12 protein-coding genes are annotated in these 17,175 nt (G+C 72.9%); 6 read left to right on the top strand and 6 right to left on the bottom strand.

All coding sequences use genetic code 11. The annotated features are described in order from the left end of the window. Positions 1-108 precede the first annotated feature (108 nt). Entirely contained in the window at positions 109-1,524 is a 1,416-nt protein-coding gene (locus Prubr_RS28485; protein ID WP_212817970.1) for a GH1 family beta-glucosidase, read from the top strand. Between the two features lie 93 nt (positions 1,525-1,617). Here Prubr_RS28485 and Prubr_RS28480 read toward each other — a convergent pair whose 3' ends face one another. Then, positions 1,618-2,643: a VOC family protein gene (locus Prubr_RS28480; RefSeq protein WP_212817969.1), complete on the bottom strand. Its 1,026-nt coding sequence runs from the start codon at positions 2,641-2,643 to the stop codon at positions 1,618-1,620. A 221-nt stretch (positions 2,644-2,864) separates the two neighbouring features. Here Prubr_RS28480 and Prubr_RS28475 point away from each other — a divergent pair, with 221 nt between their 5' ends. Further along, positions 2,865-3,911 carry a SecDF P1 head subdomain-containing protein gene (locus Prubr_RS28475; protein WP_425518068.1) on the top strand — a complete coding sequence of 349 codons (1,047 nt, stop codon included), beginning with the start codon at positions 2,865-2,867 and terminating at the stop codon, positions 3,909-3,911. 37 nt (positions 3,912-3,948) lie between these two features. On the opposite strand, the gene Prubr_RS28470 is transcribed toward Prubr_RS28475, so the two are convergent. After that, a complete protein-coding gene (locus Prubr_RS28470) occupies positions 3,949-4,857 on the bottom strand; it encodes a bifunctional helix-turn-helix transcriptional regulator/GNAT family N-acetyltransferase (protein WP_212817967.1) in 909 nt (302 codons plus the stop codon). A gap of 90 nt (positions 4,858-4,947) precedes the next feature. Next, positions 4,948-7,590 carry a discoidin domain-containing protein gene (locus Prubr_RS28465; protein WP_212817966.1) on the bottom strand — a complete coding sequence of 881 codons (2,643 nt, stop codon included), beginning with the start codon at positions 7,588-7,590 and terminating at the stop codon, positions 4,948-4,950. 496 nt (positions 7,591-8,086) lie between these two features. Between Prubr_RS28465 and Prubr_RS28460 the strand changes: the two genes are divergently transcribed. Beyond that, the gene (locus Prubr_RS28460) at positions 8,087-8,671 is read left to right on the top strand and encodes a DUF305 domain-containing protein (RefSeq protein WP_212817965.1); all 585 of its coding nucleotides are present in this window, start codon (positions 8,087-8,089) and stop codon (positions 8,669-8,671) included. Between the two features lie 187 nt (positions 8,672-8,858). Here Prubr_RS28460 and Prubr_RS28455 read toward each other — a convergent pair whose 3' ends face one another. From Prubr_RS28455 to Prubr_RS28445, 3 genes are all read right to left on the bottom strand, one after another. Continuing rightward, positions 8,859-10,277, bottom strand: coding sequence for a DUF1996 domain-containing protein (locus Prubr_RS28455; protein WP_212817964.1), 1,419 nt, complete (start codon positions 10,275-10,277; stop codon positions 8,859-8,861). Between the two features lie 658 nt (positions 10,278-10,935). Further along, positions 10,936-12,084, bottom strand: coding sequence for an acyl-CoA dehydrogenase family protein (locus Prubr_RS28450; protein ID WP_212817963.1), 1,149 nt, complete (start codon positions 12,082-12,084; stop codon positions 10,936-10,938). After that, on the bottom strand, positions 12,081-13,784 hold the full coding sequence (locus tag Prubr_RS28445; RefSeq protein WP_212817962.1) for an AMP-binding protein: 1,704 nt from the start codon (positions 13,782-13,784) through the stop codon (positions 12,081-12,083). Before Prubr_RS28445 ends, Prubr_RS28450 begins: the two co-directional genes overlap by 4 nt. A gap of 293 nt (positions 13,785-14,077) precedes the next feature. Between Prubr_RS28445 and Prubr_RS28440 the strand changes: the two genes are divergently transcribed. From Prubr_RS28440 to Prubr_RS28430, 3 genes are read left to right on the top strand one after another with little or no spacing between them, the layout of a single operon-like run. After that, positions 14,078-15,367 (top strand): DegT/DnrJ/EryC1/StrS family aminotransferase, encoded by a 1,290-nt coding sequence (locus Prubr_RS28440; protein WP_212817961.1) that lies wholly within the window; start codon positions 14,078-14,080, stop codon positions 15,365-15,367. A 13-nt stretch (positions 15,368-15,380) separates the two neighbouring features. Then, positions 15,381-16,235, top strand: coding sequence for a family 3 encapsulin nanocompartment shell protein (locus tag Prubr_RS28435; protein WP_212817960.1), 855 nt, complete (start codon positions 15,381-15,383; stop codon positions 16,233-16,235). Beyond that, complete coding sequence (locus Prubr_RS28430) at positions 16,232-17,170, top strand: sulfotransferase (RefSeq protein ID WP_212817959.1); 939 nt, start codon at positions 16,232-16,234, stop codon at positions 17,168-17,170. The genes Prubr_RS28435 and Prubr_RS28430 overlap by 4 nt, the downstream gene beginning before the upstream one ends. Positions 17,171-17,175: the final 5 nt, after the last annotated feature.

The following is a 17,175-nucleotide window of genomic DNA, read 5'->3' as shown; positions in this document are numbered from 1 at the left end:
ACATCGGCCACGCGCACTTCCTTGACAGCACTCCGGCGCCCCGGCAACCTGGTATCACAGCTGGAGAGCGCTCTCCAGTCACCACTGTCGGACGGGAATGGTGATCGGATGAGCACGCTGGCGGTACCGGCGGCCCAGACCTCGGCACAGGACGCCGAGCTGCGGTTCCCGCCCGGGTTCTGGTGGGGTGCGGCGACCGCCGCCTACCAGGTCGAGGGCGCGGTGGCCGAGGACGGCCGTACCCCGTCCATCTGGGACACGTTCGCCGCCACCCCCGGCCGCACCGACCGCGGCGACACGGGAGAACGCGCCGCCGACCACTACCACCGCTACCTCGACGACATCGGCCTGATGACCCGGATCGGGCTGGGCGCGTACCGGTTCTCGGTCGCCTGGCCCCGCGTCCGCGCGGCCGGCGGCGGGATCAACCCCGCCGGCCTCGACTTCTACGAACGCCTGGTCGACGCCCTGCTCGCCGCCGGCATCCGCCCGGTCGCCACCCTCTACCACTGGGATCTGCCGCAGGAGCTCGAGGACGCCGGCGGCTGGACCGCCCGCGACACCGCCGGCCGGTTCGCCGACTACGCCGCGGCCGTCGCCGGCCGGCTCGGCGACCGGGTGTCGATGTGGAACACCCTCAACGAGCCCTGGTGCTCGGCGTTCCTCGGCTACGGCTCCGGTGGCCACGCGCCCGGTCGGCGCGGCCACCGGCAGGCGCTGACCGCCGCACACCACCTGCTGCTCGCGCACGGCCGGGCCGTCCAGGCCCTGCGGGCCGCCGCACCCCGCTCCCACGTCTCGGTCGCGCTCAACGCCGGCGCCGTACGGCCGGTCACCGACACGCCCGCCGACCACGACGCCGCGCGCCGGATCGACGGCCTGCTCAACCGGCTCTTCCTCGACCCGATCTTCCGGCGCGGCTATCCCGCCGACATCCAGGCCGACACCGCCACCATCACCGACTGGTCGTACGTCCGCGACGGCGACCTCGCCGTCATCGGCGCGCCGATCGACGCGCTGGGCGTCAACTACTACCAGCCCGACCTGGTCGGCGCCGCCCCCGCCGGACAGGTCGACACCGGCACGCCGTACCCGACCGGCGAGGACATCGCGTTCCACCCCACCCCCGGGCCGACCACCGGCATGGGCTGGTCGATCGACCCGACCGGGCTGCGCGACCTGCTGCTGCGGTTCCGGCGCGACTACGGCGAACTGCCGGTGTACGTCACCGAGAACGGCGCCGCGTTCCCCGACGAGGTCGGCCCCGACGGCCGGGTCGCCGACCCGCACCGCATCGACTACGTACGCGCGCACCTGGCCGCCGCGCACGAGGCGATCGCCGCCGGCGTCGACCTGCGCGGCTACTTCGTCTGGTCGCTGCTCGACAACTTCGAATGGGCGTACGGCTACAGCAAGCGGTTCGGCATCGTCCATGTCGACTACGACACCCAGGTACGGACCCTGAAGGACAGCGCCCACTGGTACCGGGACGTGATCACGGCCGGCGGCATCCCCCGGCGGTAGGGATGCGATCGCTTTGCAGGGTGCTGTGAAAGGGCGAGCGGCACCCGCCCGGTGGCCCGGCCGCTTCCCACGGCGGCCGGGCCACCCCACCCGTCAACCGGCCACGCCGACCGTCACCCGGGTGCCCCACGGATCGTGTACGACGACGGACGCGGCACCGCGTTCGTACGCGACCCCGGCGCCGGTCAGCCGCCGCTCGAGCGCGTCGAGTTCGGCGGTGCCGGCGACGTGGACGGCGACCGACCCGAGCCCGAGCGAGTCGGGCCGGGCGCCGGCCCCGGCCGACGACCACGTGTTGACCGCCAGGTGGTGGTGGTATCCGTCGGCGGCGAGGAACAGCGCGCCGTCGCTGCGGGCGGTGACGGCGAAGCCGAGGGTGTCGGCGTAGAAGGTCTCGGCCCGCCGCAGGTCGCCGCCGCGCAGGTGGACATGCCCCATCGTCACGGCGCCCGCGTCCGGTCCGGCGGCGGCCCCGCCACGGTGCTGCGCGACGAAGGCGTTCGGGTCGATGGCCGCACTGCCCATGACGACGAGCCCGTTCTCCCAGCGCCACTCGTCGCGGGGCCGGTCGACGTACAGTTCGACGCCGTTGCCGTCCGGGTCGGCGAAGTAGAACGCCTGGCTGACGCGGTGGTCGGAGGCGCCCTGGAAGGCGGTGGGCGCCACCCGGGCGGTACGCAGGAGGGCCTGGGCGAGGGCCGCCTCGTCCGGGAACAGGAACGCCGAGTGGTAGAGGCCGGCCTGCGCGGCATCGTCGGCGGGCGCGTCCGCGACGACGAGACGCAGCAGCGGAGTGCCGTCGGCGCCGAGGGTCACCTCCCGGTCGTCCCGGCTGACCACGCCGAGCCCGACGCCCTCGGTGTAGAACCTGTGCAGCGGGTCGAGGTCGGCGGTGCGCAGTTCGACGGGGCCCATCCGGGTACCGGCACCGAGCGCGCCCTGCGGCGGCCGGCTGCCCGCCCCGGCGGCGTCGGGGCGGGTGAGGTGCCACCCGAGCGCGGCTACGGCGACGACGACGAGGGCAACCGCGCCCGCGACCCACGGCCGCCTCCGGAAGCGCCGGCCGGATCGGCGGGCGGAGGAGCGTCTGGCCGGCGGGCGGCGGGTGGCGGCAGGCACGGAACATGATCCCTTCGTCGCGGTGCGTCGACCGGAGGCACCAGGAGGAGCCCGGCCTGTAGTTGAGAGTACAACTAACTCGCCGCGTCGCCGGATCGCAGCCCCACCGCCGCCGCTGCCGCCCGAGCCGTCCGATGCGGGCGCCGGAGTCGCACCGCCGCGCCCGCCTCGCGCTTCACCGCGCGCATCCATCGACGGACCGCTCTAGACTCGGGCGGGTGATGCCCACGCCCGCCACCCCGCCCCCACCGGGCGCCCCGCGACGCGACCGGACCCTCGTCGTGGTCGTCAGTGTGTTGGCCTGCGTCGCACTGCTCGGCATCCTCGCCTGTGGCGGCGCGGCCTTCCTGCTCCGCGACCGGATCCTCGACCTGTCCGCCGGCACGGAACTCACCGTGGAGGCGGTGCGGGCCGACGGCACCGCGCCCGGCCGCGACGACGTCGAACGGACCCGGGACCTGCTCGCCGACCGGCTGGCCGCCGCCGACCTGGACCGGCCCTCGGTCGACGTCGAAGGCAGCCGCCTCGTCCTGCGCGTCGGTGAGACCGGACACGAGGACGAACTGCGGTCGCTCGCCGGCACCGGCGACCTGAGCTTCCGTCGCGTACTCGGCTCGGTCGCGGACCGGCCCGTGGCCGGCGGGGCGCCGCCCACCCCGGACACCGCACGGGTTCCGGCCCGGGAGCAGGTCGCGGCCAAGCTCGGCGCCGCATACCAACTCGCCGAGGAGATCACCGCGTCGGGCTCGCCGGACCCCGCTGCCGTGCAGGCGCTGGCGCCGTTCGCCACGCTCACGCCCGCCGAGGTCGCCGCCCTGCCACCCCGGATGCAGTACGCCGTACCGACCGTCACCTGCCCGCAACTGACCGCCCGGCCGGCGACGACCGCGGCCGATGGGCCGGCCGTCGCCTGCGACGCCGCAGACCCGCCGGTCAAGTACCTGCTCGACGTCGCCCGGGCCGGCGGCGCCGACGTCGAGACCGCCGAGGCGAAGGTGACCGACACCGGCCAGTGGGTCGTCGCCATCGGTTTCACCGGCCCGGGCCAGCAGCGGTGGACGGACCTGACCAGGGAGGCGGTCGACGCCGGCACCGAAAACCAGGTCGCCGTCACGCTCGACAACCTGGTGGTCTCGGCGCCGGTGGTGCAGGCGGTGATCACCGGCGACACCGAGATCAGCGGCCGGTTCACCAGGTCCGAGGCCAAGGTACTCGCCGCGCAGATCGGCTCCGAGCCGCTACCGGTGACGCTACGCGTCGTCGGTTAGCCCTCCCACGCCGCGCGTGCCGGCGGGCCCGCGTACCTCAGAGGGTCTTCTCGAACCAGTGGTCGGCGTACGGCTCGTCGTTGTATGCGTCGATCTCGCGGTATCCGGCCGTCTTGTAGAAGCCGATCGCCTCCACCAGGGCCCCGTTGGTGTCGAGCCGGACGGTGCGCACCCCGGCACCCGCGACGTGGGCCTCGAGTTCGGCGACGAGGCGGCGGCCGAGGCCCAGACCGCGGACGGTGGGCGAGACCCACATGTGCTTCAGTTCCGCGTAGGCGTCCGGGCCGGGCACGACGCCGGACGGCCCCGGCCGCAGCCGGAACGCGCCGCAGCCGACCGGCTCGTCGTGCAGGGTGGCGACCAGGAGCAGGCCGGCCGGCGGGGTGATCTGAGCAGGGTCGGCGGTGTGGCTGACGCCCGGGTCGAAGCCCGCCTCCAACCGGTCGGCGAGTTCGGCGAAGAACGCCTGGATGCAGTACCGCGCGTCCGGGTGGCCGGGGTCGACAGCGTCGACACGGACCATGGAGGCGGTGAGCAGGCGTTCAACGTCGGCCATGGCGCTGACAAGCCGGTCCCGCTGGCTTTCGTTGAGCGGTTGGAGGATCGCGGCGGCCGAATCGTCGGAGCGCCGGTCCAGCTCGGCGAGTTCGGCCAGCCCGTCAGGGGTGAGCCGGACCTCGCGTACGCGCCCGTCGGCGTCGGCCGCCTCGACGACGACGAGGCCGTCGGCCTGGAGAGCGCGCAGGAGCCGGCTGAGATAGCCGGAGTCGAGGCCGAGCCGGGACCGCAGGGCCCGTACCTCGCTGGTGCCGGTGCCGATCTCCCAGAGCAGGCGGGCCTGGCCGAGGGGCCGGTCGCGGGAGAGGTAGGCGTCGTCGAGGGCGCCGATGCGCTGGGTGACGGTCCGGTTGAACCGCCGTATCTGGTCGATCCGCTCATCCTGCATTCTCTGACTCTAGTCAGATAATGTCGGTCGACTCAACGGAGGGCGCCCGGGACCGCGTGGCGCGGTCCCGGGCGGGTGTTCCGGTACGACCTACGGATAGTTGGTCAGGTAGACCGTCGGTGTCGTCGAGTTGGCCGTCGGCCCGGTGTTGTTGATGATCCGGTTGATCGTGCCCACGCCGCCGAGCGAGACCGTCACCATGTTGGTGAACCGGACGCCCGGACGGTTCGGCACCTCGAAGGCGCGATCGGCCACTATGGACGCGTCGGAGGTGAAGACGCAGTAGCTGCCGAGCCCCCACGCCTGGTGGGTATCGACGGTGTCGGCCACCTTGTACGCGGCGTAGCCCCGCGAGGAACCGTTCATCCAGGCCGCCTGGTTCGGCGGGTCGTACGGCATCTCGTTCTGGTAGAAGTAGGTCCGGCCGCGGTTGCCGTTCCAGATCGTCTGGTACTTCTGGTAGTGCTCGACGAAGAGGCCGTACATGGTGACGTCGTCGCCGTTGACGATCAGTCCCGTGTCGGCGGTGTTGACGGTCCAACCGACGCCGGCGCCGTGGTCGGCCCGCCACAGCCACAGGTGGTCGCCGATCACGTCGTCGCTGTTGATGGTCAGCGTGGTCGTGGCCCGGCCGACGCCCGGCCCGCCGATACGGAAGAAGACGTCGTGCAGCGAGATCGGGTTCGCCGCGTGGTCGGCGGACGAACCGGGCGGCCCGACCTCCATCAGCATGGGCGAGTTGACCTCGTCGGCCTCGAACATGATGCCGGCGACCTTGACCCCGCCGACGTCGGCGACCTTCATCGGCACGACGCCGCCCTGCGGTTGGAGGGTGGCCAGACCGAGACCGAGTACGACGGTGTCGGCGCGGTTGATCTGGATGGTCTGGTCGACCCGGTGCACGCCGGGGGTGAAGAGCAGGTTCTTGCCCTGGGCCAGGGCCGCGTTCACGGTCGCCGCGGCGGTGCCCGGGCGGACGATGAAGAACTGGCTCAGCGAGATCGACGTACCGGCCGGGGTCTTGCCGTACCAGCTGGTGCCCTGCGAGTTGGTGCGCAGCGCCGGCACGAACACCCGGTACTCGCCGGTCCCGTCGACGTAGAGGAACGGCTTCTCCCGTACGACCGGGGTCTGGTTGATCACGGTGTGCGAGGGGTTCGGGAAGTGCGGCGGCGGCGCGCCGGTGACCCCGGTGAACACCATGTTCCAGACCGATCCGGTCCAGGCGCCGAACTCGCTGTTGCGGGAGAACCACTGCTGCTGCGAGCCGGAGACCACCAAACCGTCAATCTTGGTGTCGGCCATCAGGCCACCGCTGGACCAGCCGTCGCCGCCGTTCCAGAGCTGGATCTGGTTCTGGCTGCCCCGCAGGTGCATCCGCCGGTACGGTGCCGCCTGCGACACCGCCCAGCGTTCGACCTGGACGTTCGCCGGCAGGGTCACCGACAGGTTCTCGGCCGCCCGCCAGAAGTTCTGGGTCGCGTTGCCGCCGAACCAGTCCGCCTCGGCGCGTACGTGACCGTTGAGGTTGACGTCGTCGGGCGAGAAGCCGAGGCCGGCGACCTGGGTGAAGAAGCCGAGGTTGACGTCGGCGGTGTAGTTGCCGGGCTTGAACAGCACGGCGTAACGCTGCGGGCCGAACTGGTTGGTCTCCTGACCGGTGAAGATCGTGTTGAGCCGGCTCTGGATCGTCGCCGTCGGCGTCGACGGGTCGAAGACGAAGGTGTTCGGGCCGAAGTTGGGGTTGCGCGGGTCGGTCGGCTCGACCGGATCACCGCCACCGCCGGTCGTGAACACCCTGAACTCCCACAGTGAATAGCCGTAGCCGGTACCCCGGGCGGTGCCGTACATGCGAACGTAGCGGCCGGTTCCGGTGACGTCGAGGGTCTGCGTGCCGCCGGTACCGGTGGTGGTGGAGTAGATGCTCGTCCAGGTGTTGCCGTCACCCGAGGTCTGGATCTGGAACGCCCGGCCGTACGCACCCTCCCACTGGAGCACCACGCGGCAGATGGTGCGGGCCTGTCCCAGGTCGACGCGCAGCCACTGCGGATCGGCGTACTGGCTCGACCAGCGGGTGCCGGTATTGCCGTCCACCGCCGCGCCGGCCTGGGTGTCACCGGCCTCCACCGACGACGCCGTGGCCGGACGCCCCTGCGCAGCGTTCGTGGTCCCACACGCACCCGGAGTCGGCGTCGGCGTCGGTGGCGTGCCACCCAACGTCCCGTACACCTCGAACTCGTACAACGAATACCCGTAACCCGACGACCGCACCGTGCCGTACATCCGCACGTAACGCCCGGCGCCGGTGACATCGAGAGTCTGCACACCACCGGCACCCGTCGTCGTCGAGTAGATCGACGTCCAGGCGCTGCCGTCGTTCGACGTCTGCACCTGGAACGACCGCGCAAACGCACCCTCCCACCGCAACACCACCCGCGACACCGACGCCACACCACCCAGATCCACCCGAATCCACTGCGGATCAGCCCACGCCGAACCCCACCGCGAACCCACATCACCATCAAACGCATTAGCCGCCGACAGATCAGCACCCTGCACCGACGACGCCAACGCCGGACGATCCAACGACAACAACGAATCCGCGGCACTCGCCACGGCGATCGGGCCGGCGATGCCGAGCGCGGCGAGTACGGCGGTCAGGACGGCCGCCAGCGCCGCGCGTGGGTGTCGGCGGCGTCCGGGGATGGGTACGGGGTGTGGTCCGATTCTCATCGATATCACCTGTCATGACGGGGGCACCCGGGCAGGGCACGCCGGATCGGGACGGAGACCAGCTTGGAGAGCGCTCTCCAGCTGACCCGAGTGTTGCCCCGGAATGTGGCCGCCGTCAATACGTTCGGCACCACCGACCCGATCCGGGTTCGCCGAGGCTCCCCGCGGCCCGCGCGGTCGAGTCGCAGTTGGGGCCGACCGGGCAGCCATCGGAACGACACGGGAGCCCGGACCGACGACCGTGGACATTGACACCTGTCGCGGATGCTCGGAGACTGACGGGCGAGAGCGCTCTCCAGGACGCTCGGATCCGCGATCCACCCGATGCCGCGTCGTGCCGGCCGCGATGCCGCGTCGTGCCGGCCGCGATGGCACGTCGTACCGGCCGCGATGCTGCGTCGTGCCGGTGGCGCGGACCGGAACCCCGGCGGCGTGCCCGCGGCGCGCGCCGCCATCGCCGCCACCGCCGACCCTCGGCCGCGAGAAGGTGATCGTGATGGCCCGACCAACCGCCGCCCACACCGTTCCGACCGCCGCGCTGCTGGTGGCCCTGCTCAGCGGCTGCGCCCCCGCCGGCGGCACCGGCCCGACCCCGTCGGCCGCGACCCCGGCCGCCACCGTCGTCGCGGCGAGCTTCAACGGCACCGACCTCGCCTGGGTACAGCTGATGATCCCGATGAACGAACGGACCCTGCCGCTGCTCGAGCTGGCCGCCGCCCGCGGCGCCGACCCGGCCGTACGCCGGTTCGCCGACGAGGTGCACGCCGCACACCTGGCCGAGCTGGCCAGGCTACGGGAGTTGCGTACCCTGGCCGGGCTGGACGGGACGAACCCGCACCAGGGCCACGACATGCCGGGAATGGTGACCGCCGTGCAGCTCGACGCCCTGCGGGCGGCCACCGGCGCCGAGTTCGACCGGCTGTTCCACGACCGGCTGCGGGAACACGTCGACCAGTCGGCCCGGGTGTCGCGCAGCGAGCAGGAGTCCGGCGCCGACACCGCGACCGTCGCGCTGGCCGCGGAGATGGCACGGTCCCGCACGGCCTACCTCACCCGCCTGGACCAGCTCACCGCCGCCTGACCCACCCCACCCCCGCCCCCGGGGCCGGCCATCTCGGCGCGCGCCCCCGGCCCGCGCCGCCGGCCCGCGCCGCCGGCGCGAGATCCGCGTGATCAGGGAGTTCGCGGTCCGGCGCGCCGACGACACGCCCGACGTACTCCCTGATCACGCGGATCATGAGGGGATCACGCGGATCATGAGGGTTGGGTTAGGGGAGTTCGTAGTTTTCGTTCAGGGCGGCGCCGGCCTGGGGGTTGTAGAGGTCGAAGCCGCGGGCGTCGCACTGGAGGCCGCCGCGGATGCAGTGGTTGACCATGGCGGCCAGGGTCGGGGGCTCCCAGACGTTGAAGAAGTCGTAGTGGAACGAGTAGCCGCGCCCGCTCGACAGCCGTACCTGGGACATGTCCCCGCTGACCGGGAACGCCATCTTGAACTCGATCATCGGCACCGCGACCGGGTGGCTGGTCGGACAGACCCCGTTGACCGGGTAGGCCATGTGGCTCTTGTGGTCGGGGGTGTCCAGCCAGCGCCCGTCCCAGCAGCTCGGCGACTGGTAGCGGACGTTGAGCTGGGTGCCGGGCGGGCACCACGCCGGGAAGTCCGCGTTGTCGTAGCTGTCGCCGCACTCCCAGCCCTCGACCGAGCCGGCGATGAAGTCGGCGGCGGTCGCGTTCGGGCTGCCGACGACGTACCGCAGGCCCGGCGGGAACGGGCGGACGCTGGTGTAGTCGATCACCCCGGACTTGTAGTAGATGACCTGGTGGCCGGCGGGTGAGACGAGCTGGTTGCCGTTGTACATGGTCGGCATCCAGTAGCCGGACCGGTCCGCCGGCACCCGGCACGAGGTGCCGCCCGCCTGCAGCGACGCCAGCGTGCTGCGGGCGTTCGTCGTCGGGCTGCCCATGAAGGTGTGATAATGCGAGGCACCCGGCAGGTTGGGGAAGACGATCGGGTCGTCCGGCAGGTGGTGGGTGGGGGCGCAGTTCGCCTGGAACTCGCGGTGTTCCTTGTTCGGCGGGCGGTGCGTCGACGGCACCACGCCGGTCACCGGCGGGTTGGCCGGGACGTACCCGTTGCCGGGCGGCGGGGTGGTCGGCGGGGTGCCGCCGGCCGAGCCGAAGACCCGGATCTCCCACAGGGAGTAGCCGTGCATGGTGGCCCGGGTGGTGCCGAGCAGCCGTACGTGGCGGCCGGTGCCGGTGACGTTGAGGGCCTGGTTGCCACCGGTCCCCGTCGTGGTCGAGTAGATCGTGTTCCAGGTGAACGTATCGTCCGAGGTCTGGATCTGGTACGCCGTCGCGTAGGCGGCCTCCCACTGCAACTCGACCCGGGTGACGGTGGACCGGGTGCCGAGGTCGACGCGGATCCACTGCGGATCGGCGGCGGCGCTGGACCAGCGGGTGTGTACGTCGGCGTCGAACGCCGCCGAGGCGGGGGTTCCGGTGCCCTGGTTGGACGAGGAGACGGCCGGGCGCCCGTGCGAGAGCAGGGCGTCCGCGGCGTCGGCGGAGTTGAGCGGGCCGGCGACCAGCGCCGACGCCACGAGCGCGGTGACGGCCAGCGGCGCGACGAGCCGCCGGAGCCGGGGTAGGTGCCGCGGGCGTACCGCGGCGGGGGTGGATGACATCAGATCTCCTGCGGGGTGTGATGGGAGGTGATGTGTTTGGAGAGCGCTCTCCAAAGAAGGTTACGCGCATGTTGCGAGACGTCAATACATCGATCTCTGCCGTATCTGCGCCGATTCGCGGCGATGGGCCGTTCGTTGGCCTCGACGACAGGGGTCAGAACGGCGTGCCCTTCGTGACGTGGCGGTGCGTGGTGATCGTCAGTTGTTCCGCCGTCGTAGGTACGGCGTGTCGAACCGCTGGACAGCAGATGATCACAGGTGCCCGGGCGGTTGCCGAGGAAGGACGCCGGGTTGGTGTCGCGGTCCACAGCGAATTCGGCGTACGCACAGCGAACTCGCTGTGGGGCGGGACAGTGGTATCCGGCCTCCGGGCGGGCCGGTCGACCGGGCCGGTGCAGCGGCCGATAGCCGGGCGGGTCAGCCGAACCAGCACCGTCAGCATCCCGCCGGCACCGAACACGAGCAGGTGGTCCCAGAGCACCGGGATCGGGCGTACGAACTCCTCGGACCGGACGCACCCGCCGTCGACACAGCTCTCCATCCGGCCGCCGCTGACCCCGGTCGCGATCCCCCGGGGCAGCACATGGCCGCCGCTATTCACTGAATGAACAGCGGCCGTCAAGCGCCGGTCCACCGTGCGGCGGGTGTGGTCGACCGGTCAGGGCGCGCTGTCGCGGCCGAGCAGCAGCCGGGCGACGACGAGCTTGGTGACCTGGGCGGTGCCGTCGCCGATCTCCAGCCCCATCACGTCGCGCATCCGTTGGCCCAGCGGGCGTTCGTCGCTCCAGCCGTGCTGGCCGAAGGTGAGCAGCGCCTGGTGGGCCGCCTCGAACGCGGCGCGCGGCGCCCACCACTTGGCCATGTTGGCGGCCAGCCGGTGGTCCTGCCCGGCGTCCTTGCGCCACAGTGCCTCGTACGCCAGCAGCCGGGCGGCGTGCAGGTAGGTGGCGTGTTCGACCAGCGGGAACGACAGGCCCTGGAACCGGCCGATCGGCTGGCCGAACGCGTGCCGCTCGCGGGCGTGGTCGAACGCCTCGGACAGCGAGGCCGAGGCGGCGCCGATGCAGATCAGGCTGATCAGGGCGCGGGAGTAGTCGAAGCCGCGCATCACCTGCACGAAGCCGAGGCCGGGGCCGGCCACCACGTCGTCGACGCCGACCGGGAGGCCGTCGAAGGTGAGTTCGGCCCGACCGGCCGAGCGGTTGCCGACGTCGGTGGTGGTGCGCCGGGTGACGTACGTGTCGTCGAGCCGGACGTAGCAGGCGGTGATGCCGTGTGGTCCGGCCGCACCGGTGCGGGCGAAGACGAGTCCGTGGGTGGCGTACCCGCCGAGCATGATCGAGCTCTTGACGCCGTACAGCCGCCAGCCCTTGTCGCCGTCGGGTTCGGCGCGCATCTCGATGGCGGCGGCGTCGGTGCCGTGGGCCGGTTCGGTCAGGCACAGGGCGACGATCGCCGAGCCGTCGGCGATCGGGGGCAGCCACCGGTCGCGTTGGGCCCGGTCACCGTTGGCGGCCAGGACGTCGGCGATCAGGGCGGCGTTCAGGGCCGGGTAGCAGGCGTTGAAGTCGGCGCGGGCCAACTCCTCCAGGGCGACGCCGGTGCTGACCGCGTCCCGGCCGAGTCCGCCGTACCCGGTGGCGACCCGCAGTCCGAGCAGGCCGGCGCCGGCCAGGTCGGCGTACAGGCCGGGGCGGGGCGCGCCGCGGGTGTCGGCGGCCTGGTAGTCGGGTGCGACGTGCGCGGCCGCGAAGGCGCGGATCCGGGCCCGCAGTTCCTCCTGCTCCGGGGTGAGGTCGAAGTTCACGCCGCCACCGCCGGGCCGTCCGCGGTGGTGGCGTCCGCCGTGGGCGGCACGACGGCCGGACCGGCCGCGTACCGTCCACTGAGGATGAACTTCTGGACCTTGCCGGACGGGGTGCGCGGCAGCGCGTCGACGAGTTCGACCCGTTCCGGCCAGTACTGCCGGGCCATGTCGAGGGCGTCGAGGTGGGCCCGCACGTCGGCCAGGGTCAGCGGTACGTCGGCGACCAGCACCGCGCAGGCCCGCTCGCCGAGCCGCTCGTCGGGATAGCCGATCAGGGCGACGTCGCGTACGGCGGGGTGGCGCAGCAGGGCCGCCTCCACCTCGACCACCGGGATCTTCTCGCCGCCGCGGGAGATGACGTCCTTGACCCGGCCGGCGATGCGGATGCCGCCGTGGCCGTCGTCGTGGGCCAGGTCACCGGTGTCGAACCAGCCGTCGGCGTCCACACAGGACGCGTACACCTCGGGGCGGCGGTAGTAGCCGAGGCACTGGTTGGCGCCGCGGACCAGCAGCCGGCCGGTCCGCCCGGCGGGGACCGGGACGCCGGCGTCGTCGACGATGCGGACCTCCATCCAGGGTGGCGGCGAGCCGTCGCTGCGGGTGGCGAGGTCCGGTGGGTCGTCCGGGCGGGTGATGGTGACCGTGCCGTTCTCGGTCATCCCCCACAGGGCGTAGACCCGGGTGCCGAGCACGTCGGCGGCGCGTTCGGCGACCACCGGGGCGATCGGCGCGCTGCCGCAGGCGAAGCTGCGCAGCGACGACAGGTCGCGCGGGGCGCGGCGCTGGGCGTCGATCAGGTCGACCAGGAACGTCGGGGCGCCCATCGAGAACGTGACCCGCCGCTCCTGCACGACCCGCAGCATCAGGTCCGGCTGCCAGGCGTCGAGCTGCACGGCGGTGGCGCCGAGGGTGAGGGGCATCAGGAAGCAGTAGGCGAACCCGGCCTGGTGGGTCAGGGGCGAGCCCATCGCGACGACGTCGTCCCCGGTCAGGCCGAGCGCCTCGGATTCGGTGCGGACCAGGGCGTGCAGGGTGTTGTGGGTGTGCATGACGCCCTTGGGCTCGCCGGTGGTGCCGGAGGTGAACATGATCTGGGCGAGGTCGTCCGGGAGCGCCTCCGGGTGATCGATCTCGGTCGGCAGGTCGGCGCGCAGGAAGGCGTCCGCGAAGTCGACCACCGCCGGATCGTCGCCGCCGGCGGCCGGTGCCGAGGGGTCGTCGAGCAGCACCCGGTGCCGCAGGGTCGGCACGGCCCGGGCCACCTCGGCGGCCAGATCGGCGTACGAGAAGTCGCGCAGCCGGGTCGGGGCGACGTAGACCGGGCTGCCGGTGAGGGCGACCATGTGCGCGACCTCGCGGCGGCGCATGATCGGGATGACCGGGTTGACGACCGCGCCCAGCCGGAAGGTGGCCAGGCACAGGGCGACGAACTGCCAGGAGTTGGGCAGCTGGAGGGTGACGACGTCGCCGGCGCCGATCCCCAGGCCGCGCAGCGCGACGGCGAAGCGGCCGGTGTACGCGAGCAGTTCGGCGTAGGTGACGGTCTCGGTCGGCGACCCGTCGACGTGGTAGCAGACGACGGCCGGCTTGTCGGGGTGGCGGCGGGCGCCGTCGCGCAGGTCGTCGAGGATCGTCCGGTCGCGCCACCAACCGGCCGCCCGGTAGGCCGGCGGGCTGTGGCGGGGCACGGGGGTCGTCATGGGGGTCGCCTCCTGACGTGGCGCGTCGGCGGCGCACCCGGACCGGCGCTCAGGAAGGCGCCGCCGGTGGACCGCCCGCCCATCCTGACCAACGCAGCGTGATCAAGCAAGAGCTGACCGCGATCAAGGCTCTCCGCAAAAAAGGTTGCCCACAGTGACCAGCGTCGATGCAAGATCGGCAATCAGCAGGAAACTTGCGGACTGGCAATTGTTAACGACGCCGCGTAACGTCGCCGAGCGTATCCCGCCCATCACGCGGAGCAGGGTCCGACTCTGACCAGGAGAAGGTTCCGATGTTGACCCATGGCGACAGCACCACCAGTCCTCCGACCATCGGTCCACCCGGCCCGCCGGCCGTCCTCGGTGGCACCCCGATCCGCACCCGCCCCTGGCCGACGTACGACAAGGGGGACGTCTGGATCAGCGAGGCCGACGAGCAGGCGGCGATCGGCGCGATCCGCGAGCGACGCTACTTCCGCTACGACACCCGCCCGCACGCCGAGACCCACACCGGACGGTTCGAACAGGGCCTGTGCGACCACTTCGGCGTACGGCACGCACTGGCCTGCGCCAGCGGCACCACGGCGATCGCGCTCGGCCTGCTCGGGCTCGGCCTGCCGCCCGGCTCCCCCGTCGCCTGCCCGGCGTTCACCTTCGCCGCCACGCCCAGTGCGATCCTGCTTGCCGGCCACCGGCCGGTCATCGTCGAATGCGACGAGGACCTGCACCTCGACCTCGGCGACCTGCGGCGGGCGCTCGCCGAGGGGGCCGCCGCCGTCGTCGTGGTGCACATGCGCGGCTTCGCCAGCGACATGCCCGCCATCTGCGCCCTGGCCGCCGAGTACGGCGTACCGGTGGTCGAGGACGCCGTACCCGCACTGGGCGCCGCCCTCAACGGCCGTCCACTGGGGACCTTCGGCCGGGCCGGGGCGTTCTCCACCCAGTCCGACAAGGCGCTCAACACCGGCGAGGGCGGCTTCCTGCTGACCGACGACGAGGAACTGTACGCCCGCGCGGTGGTGTTCAGCGGGGCGTACGAGGGACGGCTGGCCCGGCACTTCGGCGGCGACCGGCCACCCGTCGACGACCTGGCCCACCCCATCTTCGGCGTACGGATGGACGAGATCCGGGCCGCGCTGGCCGGCGCGCTGCTCGGCGGCCTGCCCGCCAAGCTCGCCGCCCACCACCGCAACTACGCGCACGTGGCGGCCGGCCTGGCCGACCTGCCCGGCCTCGCGCTGCGCCGGCCGGTGGCCCCGGGCGCCTATCTCGGCGAGGCGCTGGTCTTCCGGCTGCCCGGTGCCACCGCCGCCCAGTCCGCGTGGTTCGCCGCCGCGATCCGCGCCGAGGGGATCGACGCCCGTGCCCTGGCCGACCCGGGCGACACCAACGTACGGGTCTTCTGGAACTGGCGGTTCCTGGTCGGTCCCGACCCGGCCGCCGCCCGGGCCCGCTGGCCCCGGACCGCCCGGCACCTCGACGAGGCCGTCGACATCCCGCTGTCGGCCAACCTCACCGCCGACGACTGCGACCAGCTCGTCGCCGCCGTCACCCGGGTCCTGCCCGCCCTTCCGCCCGGCTGAACGGGGAGCCACGATGCGCTATCTGCTCGCCGACCCGAACCTGACCCACCGCAGCCCGGGCGAGGAGTTCGCCCGCGCCGTCGCCGCCGACCGGGGCCGGCCGGTCACGGTCCGGCTGGCGGTGTCGCTGCCGACCACGTTCCCGCTGGCCGCGCACCGGCCGCGCTACACCGTACGGCACCTGCTGAAGACCGCGACCGTCGTCGACGAGACGGTGCGGTTCGTCGCCGAACCGCCGGCACCCGACGGGCCGCAGGCGTCCGGTGACCGCTACGGCGCCACCCCGGAGGCCCGGTTCAGCCCGCGGCTGGCGGAGGCGAAGCTGACCGAGCTGTCCGCCAGCGTGCCGCTGCCGGCCGGACTGGTCGACGACCCCGCCCTGCTCGCCGCCTTCGTCGACCACCGGGTCGTGGTGCGGCTGTGCACGGTGGAGAACGAGGTCTTCCTGCACGGCAGCCCCGACGGCGCGGTCACCGGGCTGCTGCGCCTGCCGGGGCTGCGCCGCCGGGCCGCACCCGGCGCACTGGGCGCCGAGGTGGTCCGGGCCGCCGCGCGGGTGGAGGAGATGGGCGGCTCCTGCGACGGGATCGTGGTGCACCCCGACCGCTACTGGGAGCTGGTCCACGACGGCCTGCTCGGCCGGCTCGCCGAGGCCGGCGTACGGGTCAGCCGGACCCGGATGATCGTGCCCGACCTGCTGCTGTTCGGCGACTTCCGGGCCGCCGTCACCCTCGTCGAGCCGGGCGTGTCGACGCTGTCGCTGCACCCCGGCGCCGGCCCGGACGGCGCCGACCTGGTGACCGCCGCGCTGCCGGTCGGGCTGGCGGTGCACCTGCCGCAGCACTTCCTGCTGCTGGACCGGCAGTGACGGCGACCGGACGGCCCCGCGTCCTGTACGTCACCGGCTGGTGCCGTAGCGGCTCGACGGTGCTCGGCAACCTGCTCGGCGAACTCGCCGGCGTCGTGCACGTCGGCGAGCTGCACTACCTGTGGCGCAACGGGGTGCTGCGGCAGGGCACCAACACCTCCTGCGGCTGCGGGGAGCAGGTCGCCGACTGCCCGCTGTGGAGCAAGGTGCTGGCCGCCGTCGCCGCCCCCGATCCGGGGCGGGTCGCCCGACGGATGCTCCACGTCCAGCGCGGCTACCTGCGTACCCGGCACACCGGCGCCCGGCTGCGCGAGTCGGCCGCACACCGGACCGCGCCGGCCGACGGTGCGCCGGCGGTGACCGCCGCCCTCGACCGGATGGTGGGCTGCTACCGGGCGATCACCGCACAGACCGGCGCCCGGCTGGTCGTCGACGGCTCGAAGTTTCCGGCCGAGGCCGCCGCCCTGCTCCGCCGCGACGACGTCGACCTGCGGATCCTGCACCTGGTCCGCGACCCGCGGGCCAGCGCGCACTCCTGGCGGCGGCGCAAGGCGTACATTCCGGCGATGGGCGTCACCCGCAGCACCTGCTACTGGACCGCCGCGAACGTCGCCTCCGACCGGATCGGGCGGGCCGCACCCGACCGCTACCTGCGGCTGCGCTACGAGGACTTCACCCGCGACCCGCGTACGGCGCTGGCCCGGGTGCTCGAGTTGGCCGGGCTGCCCGACCCGCCGCCGGTGACCGCCGACGGCGAGGCGGTGCTCGGCGTCAACCACACCGTCACCGGCAACCCGGACCGGCTGACGCACGGGCCGGTGCGGATCCGGCCCGACGACGGCTGGAAAACCCGGCTGCCGGCCGGTGCCGGGTTGCTCGCCACCCTGATCGCCAGCCCGGTGCTGGGCCGGTACGGCTACTCCTACCGTCGTTAGGAAGG

Source organism: Polymorphospora rubra (assembly GCF_018324255.1).
GTDB classification, from domain to species: Bacteria; Actinomycetota; Actinomycetes; order Mycobacteriales; family Micromonosporaceae; genus Polymorphospora; species Polymorphospora rubra.
This window is presented reverse-complemented; position numbering and strand designations above follow the sequence as displayed.